This is a genomic window from Clostridioides sp. ZZV15-6598, from assembly GCF_020657705.1.
Taxonomy (GTDB): Bacteria; Bacillota; Clostridia; order Peptostreptococcales; family Peptostreptococcaceae; genus Clostridioides; species Clostridioides difficile_F.
Genome location: NZ_JAGWCS010000017.1, coordinates 1 through 17,361 on the forward strand (window position 1 = coordinate 1; position 17,361 = coordinate 17,361).

The 17,361-nt window shown below is 29.8% G+C and carries 17 protein-coding genes; all 17 read left to right on the forward strand.

Annotation, left to right across the window (positions count from 1 at the left end; all coding sequences use genetic code 11):
- The first annotated feature begins 143 nt into the window (after positions 1–143).
- The 17 genes from cdaA (at position 144) to KGF50_RS05265 (ending at position 17,287) form a co-directional block, all read left to right on the forward strand.
- Positions 144–983 carry a diadenylate cyclase CdaA gene (gene cdaA, locus KGF50_RS05185; protein ID WP_227434523.1) on the forward strand — a complete coding sequence of 280 codons (840 nt, stop codon included), beginning with the start codon at positions 144–146 and terminating at the stop codon, positions 981–983.
- Entirely contained in the window at positions 980–2,164 is a 1,185-nt protein-coding gene (locus KGF50_RS05190) for a CdaR family protein (protein WP_227847110.1), read from the forward strand. The genes cdaA and KGF50_RS05190 overlap by 4 nt, the downstream gene beginning before the upstream one ends.
- Positions 2,165–2,467: 303 nt before the next feature.
- The gene (ptb, locus tag KGF50_RS05195; RefSeq protein ID WP_227434525.1) at positions 2,468–3,370 is read left to right on the forward strand and encodes a phosphate butyryltransferase; all 903 of its coding nucleotides are present in this window, start codon (positions 2,468–2,470) and stop codon (positions 3,368–3,370) included.
- 21 nt (positions 3,371–3,391) lie between these two features.
- A complete protein-coding gene (gene buk / locus KGF50_RS05200; RefSeq protein WP_227847111.1) occupies positions 3,392–4,471 on the forward strand; it encodes a butyrate kinase in 1,080 nt (359 codons plus the stop codon).
- The gene (locus KGF50_RS05205; RefSeq protein WP_227434527.1) at positions 4,461–5,138 is read left to right on the forward strand and encodes an ATP-binding protein; all 678 of its coding nucleotides are present in this window, start codon (positions 4,461–4,463) and stop codon (positions 5,136–5,138) included. Before buk ends, KGF50_RS05205 begins: the two co-directional genes overlap by 11 nt.
- A 42-nt stretch (positions 5,139–5,180) precedes the next feature.
- Positions 5,181–5,396, forward strand: coding sequence for a 4Fe-4S binding protein (locus tag KGF50_RS05210; RefSeq protein WP_227434528.1), 216 nt, complete (start codon positions 5,181–5,183; stop codon positions 5,394–5,396).
- Positions 5,397–5,425: 29 nt separating this feature from the next.
- Positions 5,426–6,505 carry a 3-methyl-2-oxobutanoate dehydrogenase subunit VorB gene (locus KGF50_RS05215; RefSeq protein ID WP_227434529.1) on the forward strand — a complete coding sequence of 360 codons (1,080 nt, stop codon included), beginning with the start codon at positions 5,426–5,428 and terminating at the stop codon, positions 6,503–6,505.
- Positions 6,505–7,257 (forward strand): thiamine pyrophosphate-dependent enzyme, encoded by a 753-nt coding sequence (locus KGF50_RS05220; protein WP_227847112.1) that lies wholly within the window; start codon positions 6,505–6,507, stop codon positions 7,255–7,257. Before KGF50_RS05215 ends, KGF50_RS05220 begins: the two co-directional genes overlap by 1 nt.
- On the forward strand, positions 7,258–7,815 hold the full coding sequence (locus KGF50_RS05225) for a 2-oxoacid:acceptor oxidoreductase family protein (protein WP_227847113.1): 558 nt from the start codon (positions 7,258–7,260) through the stop codon (positions 7,813–7,815).
- A 170-nt stretch (positions 7,816–7,985) separates the two neighbouring features.
- Positions 7,986–9,332 (forward strand): phosphoglucosamine mutase, encoded by a 1,347-nt coding sequence (gene glmM / locus KGF50_RS05230; RefSeq protein ID WP_227847114.1) that lies wholly within the window; start codon positions 7,986–7,988, stop codon positions 9,330–9,332.
- Between the two features lie 267 nt (positions 9,333–9,599).
- The gene (gene glmS / locus KGF50_RS05235) at positions 9,600–11,432 is read left to right on the forward strand and encodes a glutamine--fructose-6-phosphate transaminase (isomerizing) (RefSeq protein ID WP_227847115.1); all 1,833 of its coding nucleotides are present in this window, start codon (positions 9,600–9,602) and stop codon (positions 11,430–11,432) included.
- A 186-nt stretch (positions 11,433–11,618) separates the two neighbouring features.
- On the forward strand, positions 11,619–12,695 hold the full coding sequence (locus KGF50_RS05240; protein WP_413926792.1) for a (Fe-S)-binding protein: 1,077 nt from the start codon (positions 11,619–11,621) through the stop codon (positions 12,693–12,695).
- Positions 12,696–12,723: 28 nt separating this feature from the next.
- Positions 12,724–13,320: a CDP-alcohol phosphatidyltransferase family protein gene (locus KGF50_RS05245; protein ID WP_227847116.1), complete on the forward strand. Its 597-nt coding sequence runs from the start codon at positions 12,724–12,726 to the stop codon at positions 13,318–13,320.
- A 23-nt stretch (positions 13,321–13,343) separates the two neighbouring features.
- Positions 13,344–14,561, forward strand: coding sequence for an ABC transporter substrate-binding protein (locus KGF50_RS05250; RefSeq protein ID WP_227847117.1), 1,218 nt, complete (start codon positions 13,344–13,346; stop codon positions 14,559–14,561).
- On the forward strand, positions 14,551–15,426 hold the full coding sequence (locus tag KGF50_RS05255; protein WP_227847118.1) for an ABC transporter permease subunit: 876 nt from the start codon (positions 14,551–14,553) through the stop codon (positions 15,424–15,426). Before KGF50_RS05250 ends, KGF50_RS05255 begins: the two co-directional genes overlap by 11 nt.
- 8 nt (positions 15,427–15,434) lie before the next feature.
- Positions 15,435–16,229: an ABC transporter permease subunit gene (locus tag KGF50_RS05260; protein WP_227847119.1), complete on the forward strand. Its 795-nt coding sequence runs from the start codon at positions 15,435–15,437 to the stop codon at positions 16,227–16,229.
- Between the two features lie 20 nt (positions 16,230–16,249).
- Positions 16,250–17,287 (forward strand): ABC transporter ATP-binding protein, encoded by a 1,038-nt coding sequence (locus tag KGF50_RS05265; RefSeq protein ID WP_227847120.1) that lies wholly within the window; start codon positions 16,250–16,252, stop codon positions 17,285–17,287.
- The last annotated feature ends 74 nt before the right edge of the window (positions 17,288–17,361 follow it).

Below are 17,361 nucleotides of genomic sequence, written 5' to 3' on the forward strand. Positions count from 1 at the left end.
GTATTTAGAGATTATTTAACAATCTCAAGCTATAAAAATAGAATTATTTACACAAAAGTTAAATAGTTTGTATAGAGTTAGATTTATATAGTATAATACATAGTGTAAATAATTAAGAAGTTATCGAACAGGAGGATAAAACTGTGTTAGATATAAATTCTTTTTTAAATGAATTTTTTAATATAATATTAAGAATGAGTATATATGATTTAATTGACATATCCATAGTAGCATATATTTTTTACAAAATATTTATGTTTATAAAAGACACAAGAGCAGAACAAGTATTTAAAGGTATAATATTTCTTTTGCTAGCAACTCAACTTAGTAACACTTTTAAATTGCATACCGTTTATTGGATATCTCTTAAGGCCCTGGATTATGGAGTTATAGCAGCTCTTATAATTTTTCAGCCAGAATTTAGAGCAGGACTTGAACATATAGGAAGAGCAAAGTTTAATTTATTTGGAAAAAATGTAAATACTTCAGAGGAAACTCTTAATAGAACTATAGAAGAGATTGTAGAAGCTTTATATTCACTTTCTAGACAAAAAATAGGAGCTCTTATCATAATGGAGAGAGAAACCAGAATAAGTGATATAATAAATACAGGAACTATAATTGATGCTGAAATTTCTAGGCAATTATTGATAAATATATTTATACCAAATACACCATTACATGATGGAGCTGTTGTAATTAGAGATTCTAAGGTAAAGGCGGCTGCATGTTTCTTGCCGTTGACGGAGAGTAAGGATTTAAGCAAAGATTTAGGTACTAGACATAGAGCTGGAATAGGTGTAAGTGAAGTCTCTGACTGTATAACACTAATTGTATCAGAGGAAACTGGAGGCGTATCAATCGCTAAAGCGGGTAAGTTATATAGAGATATTTCTAGAGAAAGAATGATGAATATATTACGTAGTAATCTAAAAACGAATACAGAAACAAGAAGTTTTTTCAAAGGTGGTATATTTAAATGATAAATAGACTAAAAAATAATACCAAAATAAAAATAATATCATTTTTAAGTGCAATTGCCTTATGGATGTATGTTATGGCTGTAGTTGACCCTGAAGAAACTAGAGGGTTTGAAGATATACCTGTATCTATAAGTAATATGAGTGATTTAAATGATAAAAATCTTGTTATATATCCAGACGAAAAATTAACAGCAGATGTGTATATAAAAGGTAGTTTATCAAAGGTACAAAAAGTTAAAAAAGAAGATATACATGTATATGGAACTGTTGAAGATCCAATACAAGGCAAGAAAGAAGTATATTTAAAAGCAAATATTCCTCAAGGTGTTACTTTAGAATTTAAGCATGATGTTTTAATAGTAAATCTTGAGAAAAATATAAAAGAAAAAAGAGATATAAAGGTAGAAGTAAGTGGGAATTCAAAGAGAAATATAGATAAGATTGAATTGAGTAAAAATTATGTCGATATATCAGGACCGATGAGTTTAGTTAAAGAAGTTAAAAATGTAAGAGCTAATCTAAATGTGGGTAATGAGACAGAAGATTTCTCTAAAAAATTGGATTTAATACCTTTAAATAGTGATGGAACTAAGGTTGAAGGTGTGACATTAAGTTCAAATTCTGTAACAGCAAGTGTAGAATTATTAAAAGAAAAAACTGTACCAATAAGAGTAGATTTAAAGGATAATAATCAAGATAATAATACATTGAAAAATTATAAATTAAGTAAAGATGAAGTTACAATAAAAGGTAAAAAAGAAAATATAGACAAAATAAATTATATTAAGACAAAACCTGTTGATTTAGTTGATTTAGCTAATGGAGAAGAAAAAGAAGTGAGTCTAGAGATTCCAGAAGGAATAACTATTGATGACAGCTCTATAACTATAAAGCTAAATGAAACAAAACAATTAAGTGCTGAGTTTGTATATAGTCCAGAAGATATTATGTTAAGAAATATTCCAGCAAATATGGACAATCCGAGTATAATTTCTACTGGAGATATTCAAGTTGTTGTAGAATCAACAGAAGATTTAAGTAAGCTAAATAAAAAAGATATTTCGTTATATATCGATTTATCAGAAGCACCTACTGAAAATGGTAAATATAAAATAAAATATGAAACAACATATCAATTTAAAAAAACAAATATAGAACCTAATATTGTTGAAGTGGAATGAACAAATATTTTGAATATTTAGTTGTTACAAGATGCGACAAAAAAATCCATAAAATTAAGTTTGTTAATTTTATGTTTTTGTTGCATCTTGTTTATTTTAGTTATATTATAAAATAAGGACAATGAGATATTTGTTAAATCTAAAAAGTGTTAGATATATGAAAAAAGACTGATAAATAGATTTAAATAAATATTTTTGAATTAAATATTTCAATTATCCCTAGGAAAACGTTGCTGAACGAGTTATAATTTAATTGAGATATAAAAGTTCTATTTCAAAAAATTCAAGATGAGGTGGAAATGCATGAGAAGTTTTGAAGAAGTAATTAAGTTTGCAAAAGAAAGAGGACCTAAAACTATATCAGTAGCATGTTGTCAAGATAAAGAAGTTTTAATGGCAGTTGAAATGGCTAGAAAAGAAAAAATAGCAAATGCCATTTTAATAGGTGATATAGAAAAGACTAAAGAAATTGCAAAAAGCATAGACATGGATATCGAAAATTATGAAGTAATAGATATAAAAGATTTAGCAGAAGCATCTCTAAAATCTGTTGAATTAGTTTCACAAGGAAAAGCCGATATGGTAATGAAAGGCTTAGTAGACACATCAATAATACTAAAAGCAGTTTTAAACAAAGAAGTAGGTCTTAGAACTGGTAATGTATTAAGCCACGTAGCAGTATTTGATGTAGAGGGGTATGACAGATTATTTTTCGTAACTGATGCAGCTATGAACTTAGCTCCTGATACAAATACTAAAAAGCAAATCATAGAAAATGCTTGCACAGTAGCACATTCATTAGATATAAGCGAACCAAAAGTTGCTGCAATATGCGCAAAAGAAAAAGTAAATCCAAAAATGAAAGATACAGTTGAGGCTAAAGAACTTGAAGAAATGTATGAAAGAGGAGAAATCAAAGGTTGTATGGTTGGTGGACCTTTTGCAATAGATAATGCAGTGTCTTTAGAAGCAGCTAAACATAAAGGTATAGATCATCCTGTAGCAGGAAGAGCTGATATATTATTGGCTCCAGACATCGAAGGTGGTAATATATTATATAAAGCTTTAGTATTTTTCTCAAAATCAAAAAATGCAGGAGTTATAGTTGGAGCTAAAGCACCAATAATATTAACTTCTAGAGCAGATAGTGAAGAAACTAAACTTAACTCAATAGCTTTGGGCGTTTTAATGGCAGCAAAGGCTTAAATTTAAGGGGGAAATAGGCAAATGAGCAAAATATTTAAAATCTTAACAATAAATCCTGGTTCGACATCAACTAAAATAGCTGTATTTGATAATGAGGATTTAGTATTTGAAAAAACACTAAGACACTCTTCTGAAGAAATAGGAAAATATGAGAAGGTTTCAGACCAATTTGAATTTCGTAAACAAGTAATAGAAGAAGCATTAAAAGAAGGTGGAGTAAAAACATCTGATTTAGATGCTGTAGTAGGTAGAGGAGGTCTTCTTAAGCCTATAAAAGGTGGAACTTATTCAGTAAGTGATGTTATGATAGAAGATTTAAAAGTAGGAGTTTTAGGAGAGCATGCTTCAAACTTAGGTGGTATAATAGCAAAACAAATAGGTGATGAAGTTAATGTTCCTTCATACATAGTAGACCCAGTTGTTGTGGATGAACTAGAAGATGTTGCTAGAATTTCTGGTATGCCTGAAATAAGTAGAGCAAGTGTAGTACATGCTTTAAATCAAAAGGCAATAGCAAGAAGATATGCTAAAGAGATAAACACAAAATATGAAGATATAAATCTTATAGTTGCACATATGGGTGGAGGAGTTTCTGTTGGAGCTCATAAAAATGGTAGAATAGTAGATGTTGCAAACGCATTAGATGGAGAAGGACCTTTCTCTCCAGAAAGAAGTGGTGGATTACCAGTAGGAGCATTAGTAAAAATGTGCTTCAGTGGAGAATATACTCAAGATGAAATTAAAAAGAAAATAAAAGGTAATGGTGGATTAGTTGCATACTTAAATACTAATGATGCTAGAGAAGTTGAAGAAAGAATTGAAGCTGGTGATGGAAAAGCTAAATTAGTATACGAAGCTATGGCATATCAAATCTCTAAAGAAATAGGAGCTAATGCAGCAGTTCTTAAGGGAGATGTAAAAGCAATATTATTAACTGGTGGAATCGCATATTCAAAAATGTTTACAGATATGATTGCAGATGGAGTTAAATTTATAGCAGATGTAAAAGTTTATCCAGGTGAAGATGAAATGATTGCATTAGCTCAAGGTGGACTTAGAGTTTTAACTGGTGAAGAAGAGGCTCAAGTTTATGATAACTAATGATAAAAGAATAAGAATCATAACAGGTCACTATGGAAGTGGTAAAAGTGAATTTGCGATGAACTATGTTGTTAAATTAAGAGATATGGTTTCTGGCAAAGTTGCTATAGCTGATTTGGATGTGGTGAATGTATACTTTAGAACTAGAGAAAAGAAAGAGCTAATGAAATCTTTAGGTATACAACCAATAGATAGTTCAATTAATGCTCCAACATTAGATTTACCAGCAGTATCAGCAGAAGTAATGTCACCTATGGTTGATCATTCATACAATTCTGTTATAGACTTAGGTGGAGATAATGTAGGTGCTAGAGTCATAGGAAGATTTAGTCATTTATTAAAAGAAGGCGACTATGACATGCTTTTTGTAATAAATGCAAATAGGGAGAAAACTCAAACTTCTGAAGAAGTTATCCAATATATAAAGGAAATAGAAAAATCTTCTAAATTAAAGGTAACAGGTCTAATTAATAATACTCATCTTATTAGATTTACTACTATTGATGACGTTTTAAGAGGTCAAAAAGTTGCAGAAGAAGTTTCTAAGGAATGTAATATACCTATAAGATATGTTGCATGCTTAGAAAATCTTGTTGAACAATTACCAAAAGATTTAGAGGGAGAAATTTTTCCAATAAAATTATATATGAGAGAAGACTGGATGTAGTTTGAGCTCAAATATATAGAAAGTTTAAGGAGGCTTAGGTAAATGGCTAAAGGAAAAGTATCTTTTAATCAAGAACGTTGTAAAGGTTGTGGATTATGTGTTGAAGCATGTCCAGTAAAAATCATACAATTAGACTCAAACACAATAAACAAAAAAGGGTATAACCCAGCAACTGTTTCTGAAATGGAAAAATGCATAGGATGTGCAAGTTGTGCGACTATGTGTCCAGATGTAGTTATAACAGTAGAAAGAGATTAATTTAAATTAATATTTAAGGGGGAATTTTAATGGCTAAGATACTTATGAAAGGTAACGAAGCATTTGGAAAAGCAGCTATAGAAGCTGGTTGCAAATATTTCTTCGGTTACCCAATAACTCCACAAAGTGAATTACCAGAATATTTATCAAGAGAGTTACCTAAAATAGGTGGAGCGTTCGTTCAAGCTGAATCAGAAGTTTCTGCAATAAACATGGTTTATGGTGGAGCAGGTGCAGGAGCAAGAGTTATGACTTCTTCATCTTCACCAGGAGTTGCTTTAAAACAAGAAGGTATAACATATGCAGTAGGAGCAGAAGTTCCTTGTGTTGTACTTAACGTAATGAGAGGTGGTCCAGGACTTGGAAGTATACAACCTTCACAAGCTGACTACTTTATGTCTACAAGAGGTGGAGGAAACGGAGACTACAGAACTCCAGTATTCGCACCAGCTACAGTTCAAGAAGCTGTTGATATGATAATGGAAGCTTTTGATGTTGCAGATTACTACAGATCACCTGTTATGGTAGTTGCAGATGGTATGATAGGTCAAATGATGGAGCCAGTTGAATTCAAAGCTCCTGAAAAGAAAAGAGAATTGCCTCCTAAAGATTGGGCAACTGTTGGAACTAAAGGAAAAAGAGTACCTAATGTAATAAACTCTTTATACTTAGAGCCAGAAGTATTAGAAGATCACTGTTGGCACTTAGAAGCTAAATTCAATGAAATGGAAAAGAATGAAGTACAATATGAAATGTACAAAACAGAAGACGCTGAATTTATATTTGCAGCTTATGGAACTACTTCAAGAATAGTGAAAAGTGCAATTGATATATTAAGAGAAGAAGGAATAAAAGCAGGTCTTATAAGACCTAAAGTATTATGGCCATTCCCATTTGAAGCATTTGACCAAATCCCTAGTGCTAGAAACATATTAACTGTTGAAATGAGTATGGGACAAATGGTGGAAGATGTAAAAATGGCAGTAGAAGGTAAATTACCAGTTTACTTCCATGGAAGACCAGGAGGAATGACTCCAACACCAGCAGAAATAGTTGAAAAAGCTAAAAAAATTATTGCCGGAGAATTGGTTGCAGGAGGTGCTAGATAATGGCTGTTGTATTTAAGAAAACTCAAGGGTTACAAGATACTCAAACTCACTACTGTCCAGGATGTACACATGGTATAATCCATAGATTAGTTGGTGAAGTATTAGAAGAATTAGGAGTATTAGGTGATGCTGTAGGTGTTGTTCCAGTTGGATGTTCAGTTTTAGGATATAAATATTTTAACTGTGACACTCAAGAAGCAGCTCATGGTAGAGCACCAGCTGCTGCTACAGGAATAAAAAGAGTTCATCCTGAAAACACAGTATTCACTTATCAAGGTGATGGAGACTTAGCTTCAATCGGTACTGCTGAGATAGTTCATGCAGCTGCTAGAGGAGAAAAAATAACTACTATATTTGTAAACAATACAACATATGGTATGACTGGTGGACAAATGGCTCCAACTACATTAGTTGGACAAAGAGCTACTACTGCTCAATCAGGAAGAAATCCTGAAACTCAAGGTTATCCAATAAGAGTAAGTGAAATGTTAGCTACATTAACAGGAGCTGTATTCGTAGAAAGAGTAGCAGTTGATACTCCAGCTCATGTTAGACAAGCTAAAAAAGCTATAAAGAAAGCATTCCAAGTTCAACAAGCAGGATTAGGATTTGGAATAGTAGAAGTATTATCTACTTGTCCTACAAACTGGGGACTAGCTCCAAATGATGCTTTACAATGGTTAAGAGACAATATGATACCATACTATCCATTAGGAAATTTCAAAAATGTTGAAGTTGAGGAGGTGAAGTAAATGTCTACAGCTAGAGTAATATGTGCAGGCTTCGGAGGCCAAGGTGTTATGTCTATGGGACAATTACTTACTTATGCAGGAATGTTAGAAGGAAAAGAAGTTTCTTGGTTACCATCTTATGGACCAGAAATGCGTGGAGGTACAGCAAACTGTGCAGTAACTGTATCTAGTGAACCAGTTGGTTCTCCACTTATAACAGATGATGCAACTGCAGCTATATTATTAAATATACCAGCATTTGAAAAATTTAAAAATGACGTTGTACCTGGTGGAAAAATAATAGTAAATAGCTCTTTAATAAAAGAAAAAGTTGAAAGAACAGATGTAGATGTTTATTACATCCCAGCAAATGAATTAGCTGTTGAATTAGGTAATGATAAAGTTGCTAATATGATAATGCTAGGAGCTTACTTAAAAGTAGCTGATACAGTGGATATAGAATCTGTATTAGAAGCATTTAAAAAAGTTTTTGGACCTAGAAAAGAAAAATTTGTTCCATTAAACAGAGAAGCTTTACAAAAAGGTATGGATGCTGCATGTTGTGGAGCAACTAACTAATAAAGAAAAAAGATGTCAAAAAAAAGACAATAGAATTATTTCTATTGTCTTTTTTGCTGAGAAGTATTAAAATATTTTTATGACTGAAATTAAGAATATAATAGTATTTTATGAATTATAAAAATATAATACAAATTACAAGCTTTTCAATTATGAAAGGAGAATATTTAGTGAGAAAGTATTTTGGAACAGATGGAGTTAGAGGCGTAGCAAATACAGAATTGACATGTGACTTAGCATATAGACTTGGTAGAGCTGGTGGATTTGTTTTAGCTCAAGGAGACCATAGAGTAAAAGTAGTAGTAGGTAAAGATACTAGAATATCAGGAGATATGCTGGAGGCATCTTTAATAGCAGGTCTTATGTCTGTTGGATGTGATGTTATTACTGTTGGAATAATACCAACCCCTGCAGTTGCATATTTAACTAGAAAATATGGTGCTGATTGTGGTGTGGTTATATCTGCATCTCATAATCCTGTTGAATATAATGGAATTAAATTCTTTAATAAAAATGGATATAAATTGGATGATGAAATAGAGTTAAAGATAGAAGAATATATAGATGATATAGAAAAAGTAGATTGTATGCCAGTTGGTGAAAATGTAGGAAGAAAATTACATGAGCATTATGCACAAAGAGACTATGTAGATTATTTAAAATCAATAATTAACACTGATTTTAGAGGATTAAAAGTGGTCTTAGATTGTGCTAATGGTGCATCATATAAAGTAGCACCAATAGTATTTGATGAGTTAGGAGCAAGTGTAATTTCAATAAATAGTTCACCAGATGGAAATAATATAAATTATAAATGTGGATCTACACATCCAGAACAACTTCAAAAGGCTGTTTTGGAACATAATGCTGACTTAGGTCTTGCATATGATGGAGATGCTGATAGATTAATTGCAGTAAATGAAGAGGGTCAAATTGTTGATGGAGACCATATAATGATATTGAGTGCTTTAAATTTAAAGAAAAATAATAAATTAGCACAAGATACTTTAGTAGTTACAGTTATGAGTAATATAGGATTAACAATAGCTGCAAAAGAAAATGGAATAAAATTATCTACTACAGCAGTTGGAGATAGATATGTTTTAGAAGATATGGTTAAAAATGGATATAATCTTGGTGGAGAGCAATCTGGACACATGATATTCTTAGATTACAATACTACAGGAGATGGAGTTCTTAGTTCTTTAATACTTGCAAATATAATATTGCAAGAAAAGAAACCTTTATCAGAACTTGCATCAATAATGAGTCAATATCCACAAGTATTAGTGAATGCAACAATAAAAAATGAAAATAAAACCAAATATATGGAATATCCAGAAATAAAAACTGAAATAGAAAGAATAGAATCTATTTTAGATGGAAATGGTAGAGTCTTAATAAGACCATCAGGAACTGAACCATTAGTTAGAGTTATGTTAGAGGGTAAAGAGGAAGGTCAAATAAAAGAATTAGCAACAAATTTAGCTAATCTTATACAAGAAAAATTATCGTAATTTATAAGGGTATTCTCAGATATAAACACTGGGGACACCTTTCTAAGCGCCAGAACTTAGTTATAGACACAAGAATTAAGTATTATTGGAACTAAGTTGACGAGGTCAGAGTTAATCGAATTGTCGGCGGATGCTCTGCGGTGTGTTTACCATCGAAAGACTTCTTTAAATAATAGGAGTAATCTTATGGACAAAGGGAAGCCAAAGTAAACTTATATGACCTAACTCTTAAAATATATAAATAATATTTTTAGGAGGACACAAATAATGTGTGGAATAGTTGGATATTTAGGAAGTAGAAAGGCAGCAGAAGTTATCGTAGAAGGGCTTTCTAAGCTAGAGTACAGAGGTTATGACTCAGCAGGAGTAGCAGTTAATGGTTCTAATTGTGATGAACTTAATATTAGAAAGTTTAAAGGTAGACTTTCTGTGCTTGCAGAAGATTTAGAAAAAAATCCTATTGATGGAAATTTGGGAATAGGACATACAAGATGGGCAACTCATGGAGAACCATCTGATGTAAACTCACATCCTCATTTTAATCAAGCTAAAACAATAGCAGTTGTTCATAATGGGATAATAGAAAATTATATGGAAATCAAAGAAGAATTAATTTCTGAAGGTGTTAAATTTGAATCTCAAACAGATACAGAAGTAATAGCACATTTAGTAGATAAATACTATGAAGGTAACTTGTTAGACGCGGTATATAAAACTATATCAAAATTAAGAGGAGCTTATGCATTAGGTGTTATATGTAAAGATCATGGAAATGAATTAGTTGCAGTAAGAAAAGATAGTCCTCTTGTAGTTGGTGTGGGTGAAGGTGAAAACTTTATAGCATCAGATATACCTGCTTTATTAAAATATACTAGAGATGTTTATTTCTTAGAAAATGGAGAGATAGTTCACCTAAAAGATGAAAGTGTAACAATTTATGATTCTAATAGAAATGTTGTAGAAAAAGAAGTATTCCATGTAACTTGGGATGTAGAAGCTGCATCTAAAGGTGGATATGACTACTTTATGTCAAAAGAAATACATGAGCAACCAACAGGAGTTAGAGAAACTCTAGAGAGAAGACTTGATGATAATGGAAATATAATTTTAGATAGTATAAATATTTCTAAAGAAGATTTAGATAAAATAAATAAAGTTTATATAGTAGCTTGTGGAACAGCATATAATGCTGGATTACTTGGTAAGTATGCTATAGAAAAGTTTGTAAATATACCAGTAATAACTGATATAGCATCAGAATTTAGATATAGTGACCCATTTGTAGATGAAAATTCATTAGTAATATTAGTTAGCCAATCTGGTGAAACAGCAGATACTTTAGCAGTATTAAGAGATTCAAAAGCTAAAGGAGCAAGAATACTTTCAATAACTAATGTTGTAGGTTCATCTATAGCAAGAGAATCAGATGATGTTTTCTATACTTGGGCAGGTCCTGAAGTAGCTGTTGCATCAACTAAGGCATATACAACTCAAATAACTTCTTTATATATGATAGCTTTAGATTTTGCTATTAAAAAAGGAACAATAACTAGAGAGTTTTATGATGATATGATTTCTAAGATGAAAGAAATACCATCAAAAATACAAGAAATATTAGACAATGAAGAATATATAAAAGAAGTTGCTAAAACAGTTGTTAGCTCTGACCATGCTTTCTATTTAGGAAGAGGTATAGATTATAGTTTAGCAATGGAAGGTTCATTAAAATTAAAAGAAATATCATATATACATGCAGAAGCTTTTGCAGCAGGAGAATTAAAACATGGAACAATAGCATTAATAGAAAAAGGAACTCCTGTAATTGCTATAGCTACTCAAGAAAAATTATTTGAAAAAATGGTTTCTAATATGGAAGAAGTAAGAGCAAGAGGAGCTTATGTTGTAGCAATTGCTCAAAGTCATAACAAAGACGTTGAAAAAGCTGCTGAAAAAATAATCTATATACCAAACTCAGATGATATTTTATCACCAATATTAGCAGTTGTACCAATGCAATTACTTGCTTATCACGTTTCTGTACTAAGAGGTTGTGATGTAGATAAACCAAGAAACTTAGCTAAATCAGTAACAGTTGAATAAAAATATATTAAAAATTGCATAGATAATATCTATTAGAAAAAACTCATTCTATTTGTTATAATTTTATAGAATGAGTTTTTTATTATAGAAAAAAGCTATTAATCAATTTGGAGGTGTATTTGTATAAAAGAAGTAAAGCTAAAACTAGAGACATTAAAAAAAATCGAAAAAAATAACGATGATTGTATAAATTGCAAAAAATGTTTTAAGGTATGCCCGATGATGAAAGAATTTGGAGACTCACCAAGAGAACTTATGATAGATATTTTACAAAATAAATCAATAAATAAAAATATGCCATATTCTTGCATGTTATGTGGAATTTGCAAGGTGGAGTGTCCAAAAGATATAGATTTAAAAGAAATGTTTTTTGATGTAAGGAAAGAAATATTCCATGACAATCAAAAAGAACTAAATGATATAGGATATAAAACAATAAAATTCCATCAAACTAATAGTTTCTCTTCATTATTCTCAAAACAATTTATTAAAAAAAACACTAAAAAGATTTTTTTCCCAGGATGTAGCCTTTCTAGCTATAGTAGCGACTTAGTATTAGAAACATATAAATATTTAGAAAACCATATAGAAAATATATCCTTAGTTTTTGAATGTTGTGGCAAGCCAACTTTGTCTATGGGAGATACAAATAAATTTGATGAATATTATTCTAAAATAGACAAGCTATTTAGAGAAAATGATATAGACGAAGTAATCGTAGCTTGTCCAAATTGTTTTAATACCATAAGAAATAATAGTGATATAAAAGTGATTTCAATATGGGAGGTGATAAAAGAATATGGACTTCCAGAAAATCTAAAAAATCATTATGATGATTTAAATCAGGAATTTTTATTACATGACCCATGCCCTATAAGAAATGAACATAATATACATGAATCAGTCAGAGAAATACTAGGTTTTATGGGAATAAAAATAATTGAATTTGAAAAAAATAGAGAAAACACAGAGTGTTGTGGCTCTGGAGGGATGGTAAGGGTTACTAATAATGAAGTTGCTATAAACCAGACCAAAAACAGAGTAAATAATGAAAAAACAGATTACGTAATCTCATACTGTCAATCTTGTTGTGAGTCTATGTTAATGGCAGATAAAAAAGTACTACATGTATTAGATTTTATTTTTGATGGTGATGTTATAAACAAAAATAAATTAACTCAGAAAAAAACATCATCTATTAAAAAATGGAGTACAAGGTATAAAGGAATAGCATTAGCAAAGAAGATGAATATAGAAACTTAATAAATGCACATAAAAAGTATATAAGCTAATGAAAGGAAATGATATGTTAGATACACATGCAAGGAAATATGTAGAACCATTTATAAGTAAAGGAGCAAAGTTCTTTTTAAAACTTAAATTAACCCCAAATAACGTAACAATAATAGCACTTATAGTTGGAATATCTACGTCTTTATTTATATATCTCGATATGAGAGTGCTAGCAATAATTACATTATGGATTTCAGGATACCTAGATGCTGTAGATGGTGATATGGCTAGAAGTAGTAATAAAACATCCTTATTTGGCACATTAATGGATATTACTTTTGATAGAGTAGTAGAAATAAGTATGATTTTAGTATTTGGCTTGAAGATGATTGATGTAAGATTAAATTTAATGGTTCTTTTAAGTAGTATTCTTATGTCAATGACTATATTTTTAACTGTTGGCGCTTTAACTGATAAAAAAGGCATGAAATCATTTTATTATCAAGCTGGTGTTGCTGAAAGAAGTGAGGGATTTATACTTTTTACTTTGATGATTTTATTTCAAAGTTATATCGGAATGATAGCAAATCTATTTTCTATAGTAGTTTTATTTACAGCAGTTCAAAGACTATTAGAAGCAAAAAAAATATTATGAATTAATTTCAGAGAGGGGAAAAAATGAAAAAAAGGATATTAACAATATTATTATGTTTAGGACTTGTATTTGGATTGGTGGGATGCTCAAATAACGATAAAAAAGAAGAGCCTCAAAAAGACATATTAAAAAGTAGCAATGAAGAAATTTTAAAATCTGCAAAAGGTACAACAGTTAACTTTTATGGATATGGTGGAAATGAAGTAATGAATAAATGGTTTGATAGTTATGTAATTCCAAAGATGAAAGAAGACTATGACATAACTGTAAAAAGAGTAGGAATGGACATAGAAAACATTCTTAATAAACTATTGTCAGAAAAACAAGCTGGAAATGCTAAGGGTACTATAGATGTAGTTTGGATAAATGGAGAAAACTTTAAAACAGCGAAAGAGAATAAATTACTATTTGGGCCCTTCATAGATAAACTTTCTAATTATGAAAAGTATGTTGATTCATCTTCTGAAGATATTACTACAGATTTTGGAGTGAAAGTAGAAGGTATGGAAGCTCCTTGGGGTAAATCTCAATTTGCAGTCGTAACAGATACATCTAAGATTAATACAAAAATAACTGATGCAGAAACACTAAAAGAAGCAATTGTGTCTAATCCTGGAAAATTTACTTATCCAGCTCCACCAGATTTTACAGGAAGTGCATTTGTTAGAAATATAATATATGATATAGTAGGGTATGATAAAGTAAAAAACTTACCAGAAGATGAAGCTAAAGTAAAACAAGCTATACAACCAGCTATGGATTATCTTAAAGAAATAAAACCATACTTATGGAATAAAGGTAAAACTTATCCTGCGACATCTTCTCAGTTAGATAATATGTATTCAGATAATGAAACTTATTTTACAATGACTTACGCTCCAAACGTATTATTAGGAAGAATAGAAAATGGAGAATTTAGCAAATCTACAAAAGCAATAGAATTTGAAAAAGGAAATATAAGTAACACACATTTTGTTGCTATACCAGATAATTCTCAAAATAAAGAAGGTGCAATAGCGCTAATAGATTTCTTGATGAGTATAGATGCACAATCTTCTAAGACAGAAACTAAAAATTGGGGAGATACATCTGTTTTAGATATGAAAAAGATTCCAAGTGAAGATGTTAAGAAATTTAGTGAAACTATAGTATTAAAAAATTCAGTTCCAGAATTAAAAGCAGGAATAGTTCCAATAATAGAAAAGATATGGACTCAAGAGGTACTAGAAAGTGAAAAGTAAAATAATTAATGATAAAACAATTCCATATTTATTAATAGCACCTGTATCTATTATCTTGATACTTATAATGGGTGTAGGAATTATAAATTGCATCTCACAAAGTCTAGGATTTTTTCCTCAGATTGGTCTTGAGCAAATTACATTAAGTTATTATAGAGAAATTTTTAGAGATTCTAATTTTTTAGAATCTCTTATCTTTAGTTTGAAGATTTCTTTAGTGTCATCAATTTTAGCTGTTATTATAGGGATATTTTTAGCATACATAATATCTCAAAATAGATTTTCTAAAGTTAGATATATGATTCTAAATATTCCACTAGTAGTTCCACATATAATAGTTGTATTGTTGGTATTTATAATATTTTCTCAAACAGGCATAATTTCAAGAGTACTTTACTTTTTCAATATAATAAAGGATTCATCTGAATTTATGCCAATGGTTTCTGATAAAAATGGAATAGGGATAATTTTAGTTTATCTATGGAAAGGAATACCATATATAACACTAATGGTTTATAATATACTGAAAAATATAAATGATAATCTACAACAAGTATCTATAAATTTAGGTGCAAGTAAACTTCAAACTTTTAGATATATAGTGTTGCCGCTTGCTATGCCCACGATAATTTCTTCATTTATAATAATTTTTGCTTTTTCGTTTGGTTCTTTTGAAGTTCCTTTTTTAATAGGAGCATCAACTCCAAAAGCATTACCAGTTCAAGCATATCTGAGTTATGCTAGTTCAGATTTAATGCAAAGGCCAATCTCAATGTGTATCAATGTTGTATTATCTGGAATAAGTTTTATACTATTAATAATTTATGATAGATTTTTTAATAAAATATCAAAATATAATGTATAGGAGTATCTATGAGTAAAAAATTTAATATAATTCTTAATATCATGTTTGTAGTTATTATAGCTCCTATAATATTATTGGCAGTATGGGGAGTTGTAAATACATGGCCATTTCCAAATATTTTACCTAAGGAATTTTCATTAAGAGGATTTAGATATATTTTGGATATAAGTAATCTGAATATCATTCTGAGAAGTATTATAATATCAATAACTGTAGTCTTAATCACTATTTTATTAAGCATACCAGCATCCAAAGCGTTAGCATTATATAACTTTAAAGGAAAAAGGTTTTGTGAGCTATTGATATTGTCTCCAATTATAATTCCACTAATATCTGTTGCTATGGGTATACATATAGCATTTATAAGAATAGGTCTAGCCAATAATATTTTGGGAGTAATTATTATAAATATACTTCCATGCATACCATATTCAGTTCGAATAATAACAGATGTTTATAAATTAATAGGTGATAATTTAGAAATACAAGCTAAAGTACTTGGAGCAAGTAAATTTAATACATTTAGATATGTGACTTTCCCTTTGATTTTACCAGGGATATTGGGTGCATCAAGTATGTCTTTCATAATATCCTTTAGTCAATATTTTTTGACTCTTCTTATAGGTGGAGGTAGTGTCATAACCTATCCAATGATTATGTTTCCATATATACAAAGTGGAGACAGGACAATAGCATCTTTGTATAGTATGCTCTTTTTAATAATAAGTTTATTTATCTTGATAATAATAGAATACAATGTAAAAAAGAAATATAAGCATATTCAAAATACAAGGCTATTTTAGTACGATTGGAGGTGTAAGCATTGTCATCAGTCAAACTTATAAATTTATGTAAGAGTTTTAACAAAATAAAAGTTTTAAACAATATGAATTTGGATATAAAAGAAGGAGAAATAGTTTCTCTTTTAGGCCCATCAGCTTGTGGAAAAAGTACTACTCTAAAATTAATTGCTGGTATTTTACATCCTGATTGTGGAGATATACTTTTAAATAATGAATCAGTATTGGATATACCTATAGGAAAAAGAGATACTGTAATAGTTTTTCAAGATTATTTACTATTTCCACATATGACTTTATATGAAAATATAGAATTTGGCCTTAAAATGAAAAAAATAAACAAAAATATAAGAAAAAGTAAAGTAAGTGAGCTTATAAATTTAGTTAAGTTAAAAGGATATGAAAATAAATATCCAAACGAACTCTCAGGAGGACAACAACAACGTGTCGCAATAGCAAGGTCTTTAGCAATAAATCCAAAGGTACTGTTATTAGATGAGCCATTTTCAAATTTAGATATTAATTTACGCAATGAAATGAGAGAATTTGTATTAGGATTACAAAAACATCTAAAGATAACAACGATATTAGTAACACACGACAAAGAAGAAGCGTTGATGATGAGTGATAGAATAGCAGTTATGTTAAATGGTGAGGTTAAACAATTCGGCACACCAGATAACCTTTATGAAAATCCTAAAAGCAAAGAAGTTGCAAATATATTTGGAGAAAAAAATTATTTAATAGGAAATATAAGAAACGGAGAATTTGTAAATGATATAATTTCTATTAAATTAGATAAATATAAAAATATGAATATAGATAATATAGAATTAATGATACCAAAAGAAAGTATAATTCTAAAAACAATTAATAATGATGTAAGAAGAGAAGGGACTATATTAAGAAAGAGATATGCAGGAGATAAAATTTACTATGATGTAGATATTAACGGAACTGTATTAAAAGCTAGTAGTAACAATAATTTATATGAAATAAATGAAAAGGTAGATGTATTTATAGAACAAAGAAAAATTCTATTTTTTCCTGTTGAACTATAGAAAAAAACTATAACTGTAAATCAAGTAAATAAGTATCAAATATATTTTAATTTTGTTATAATGAATTCGAATAC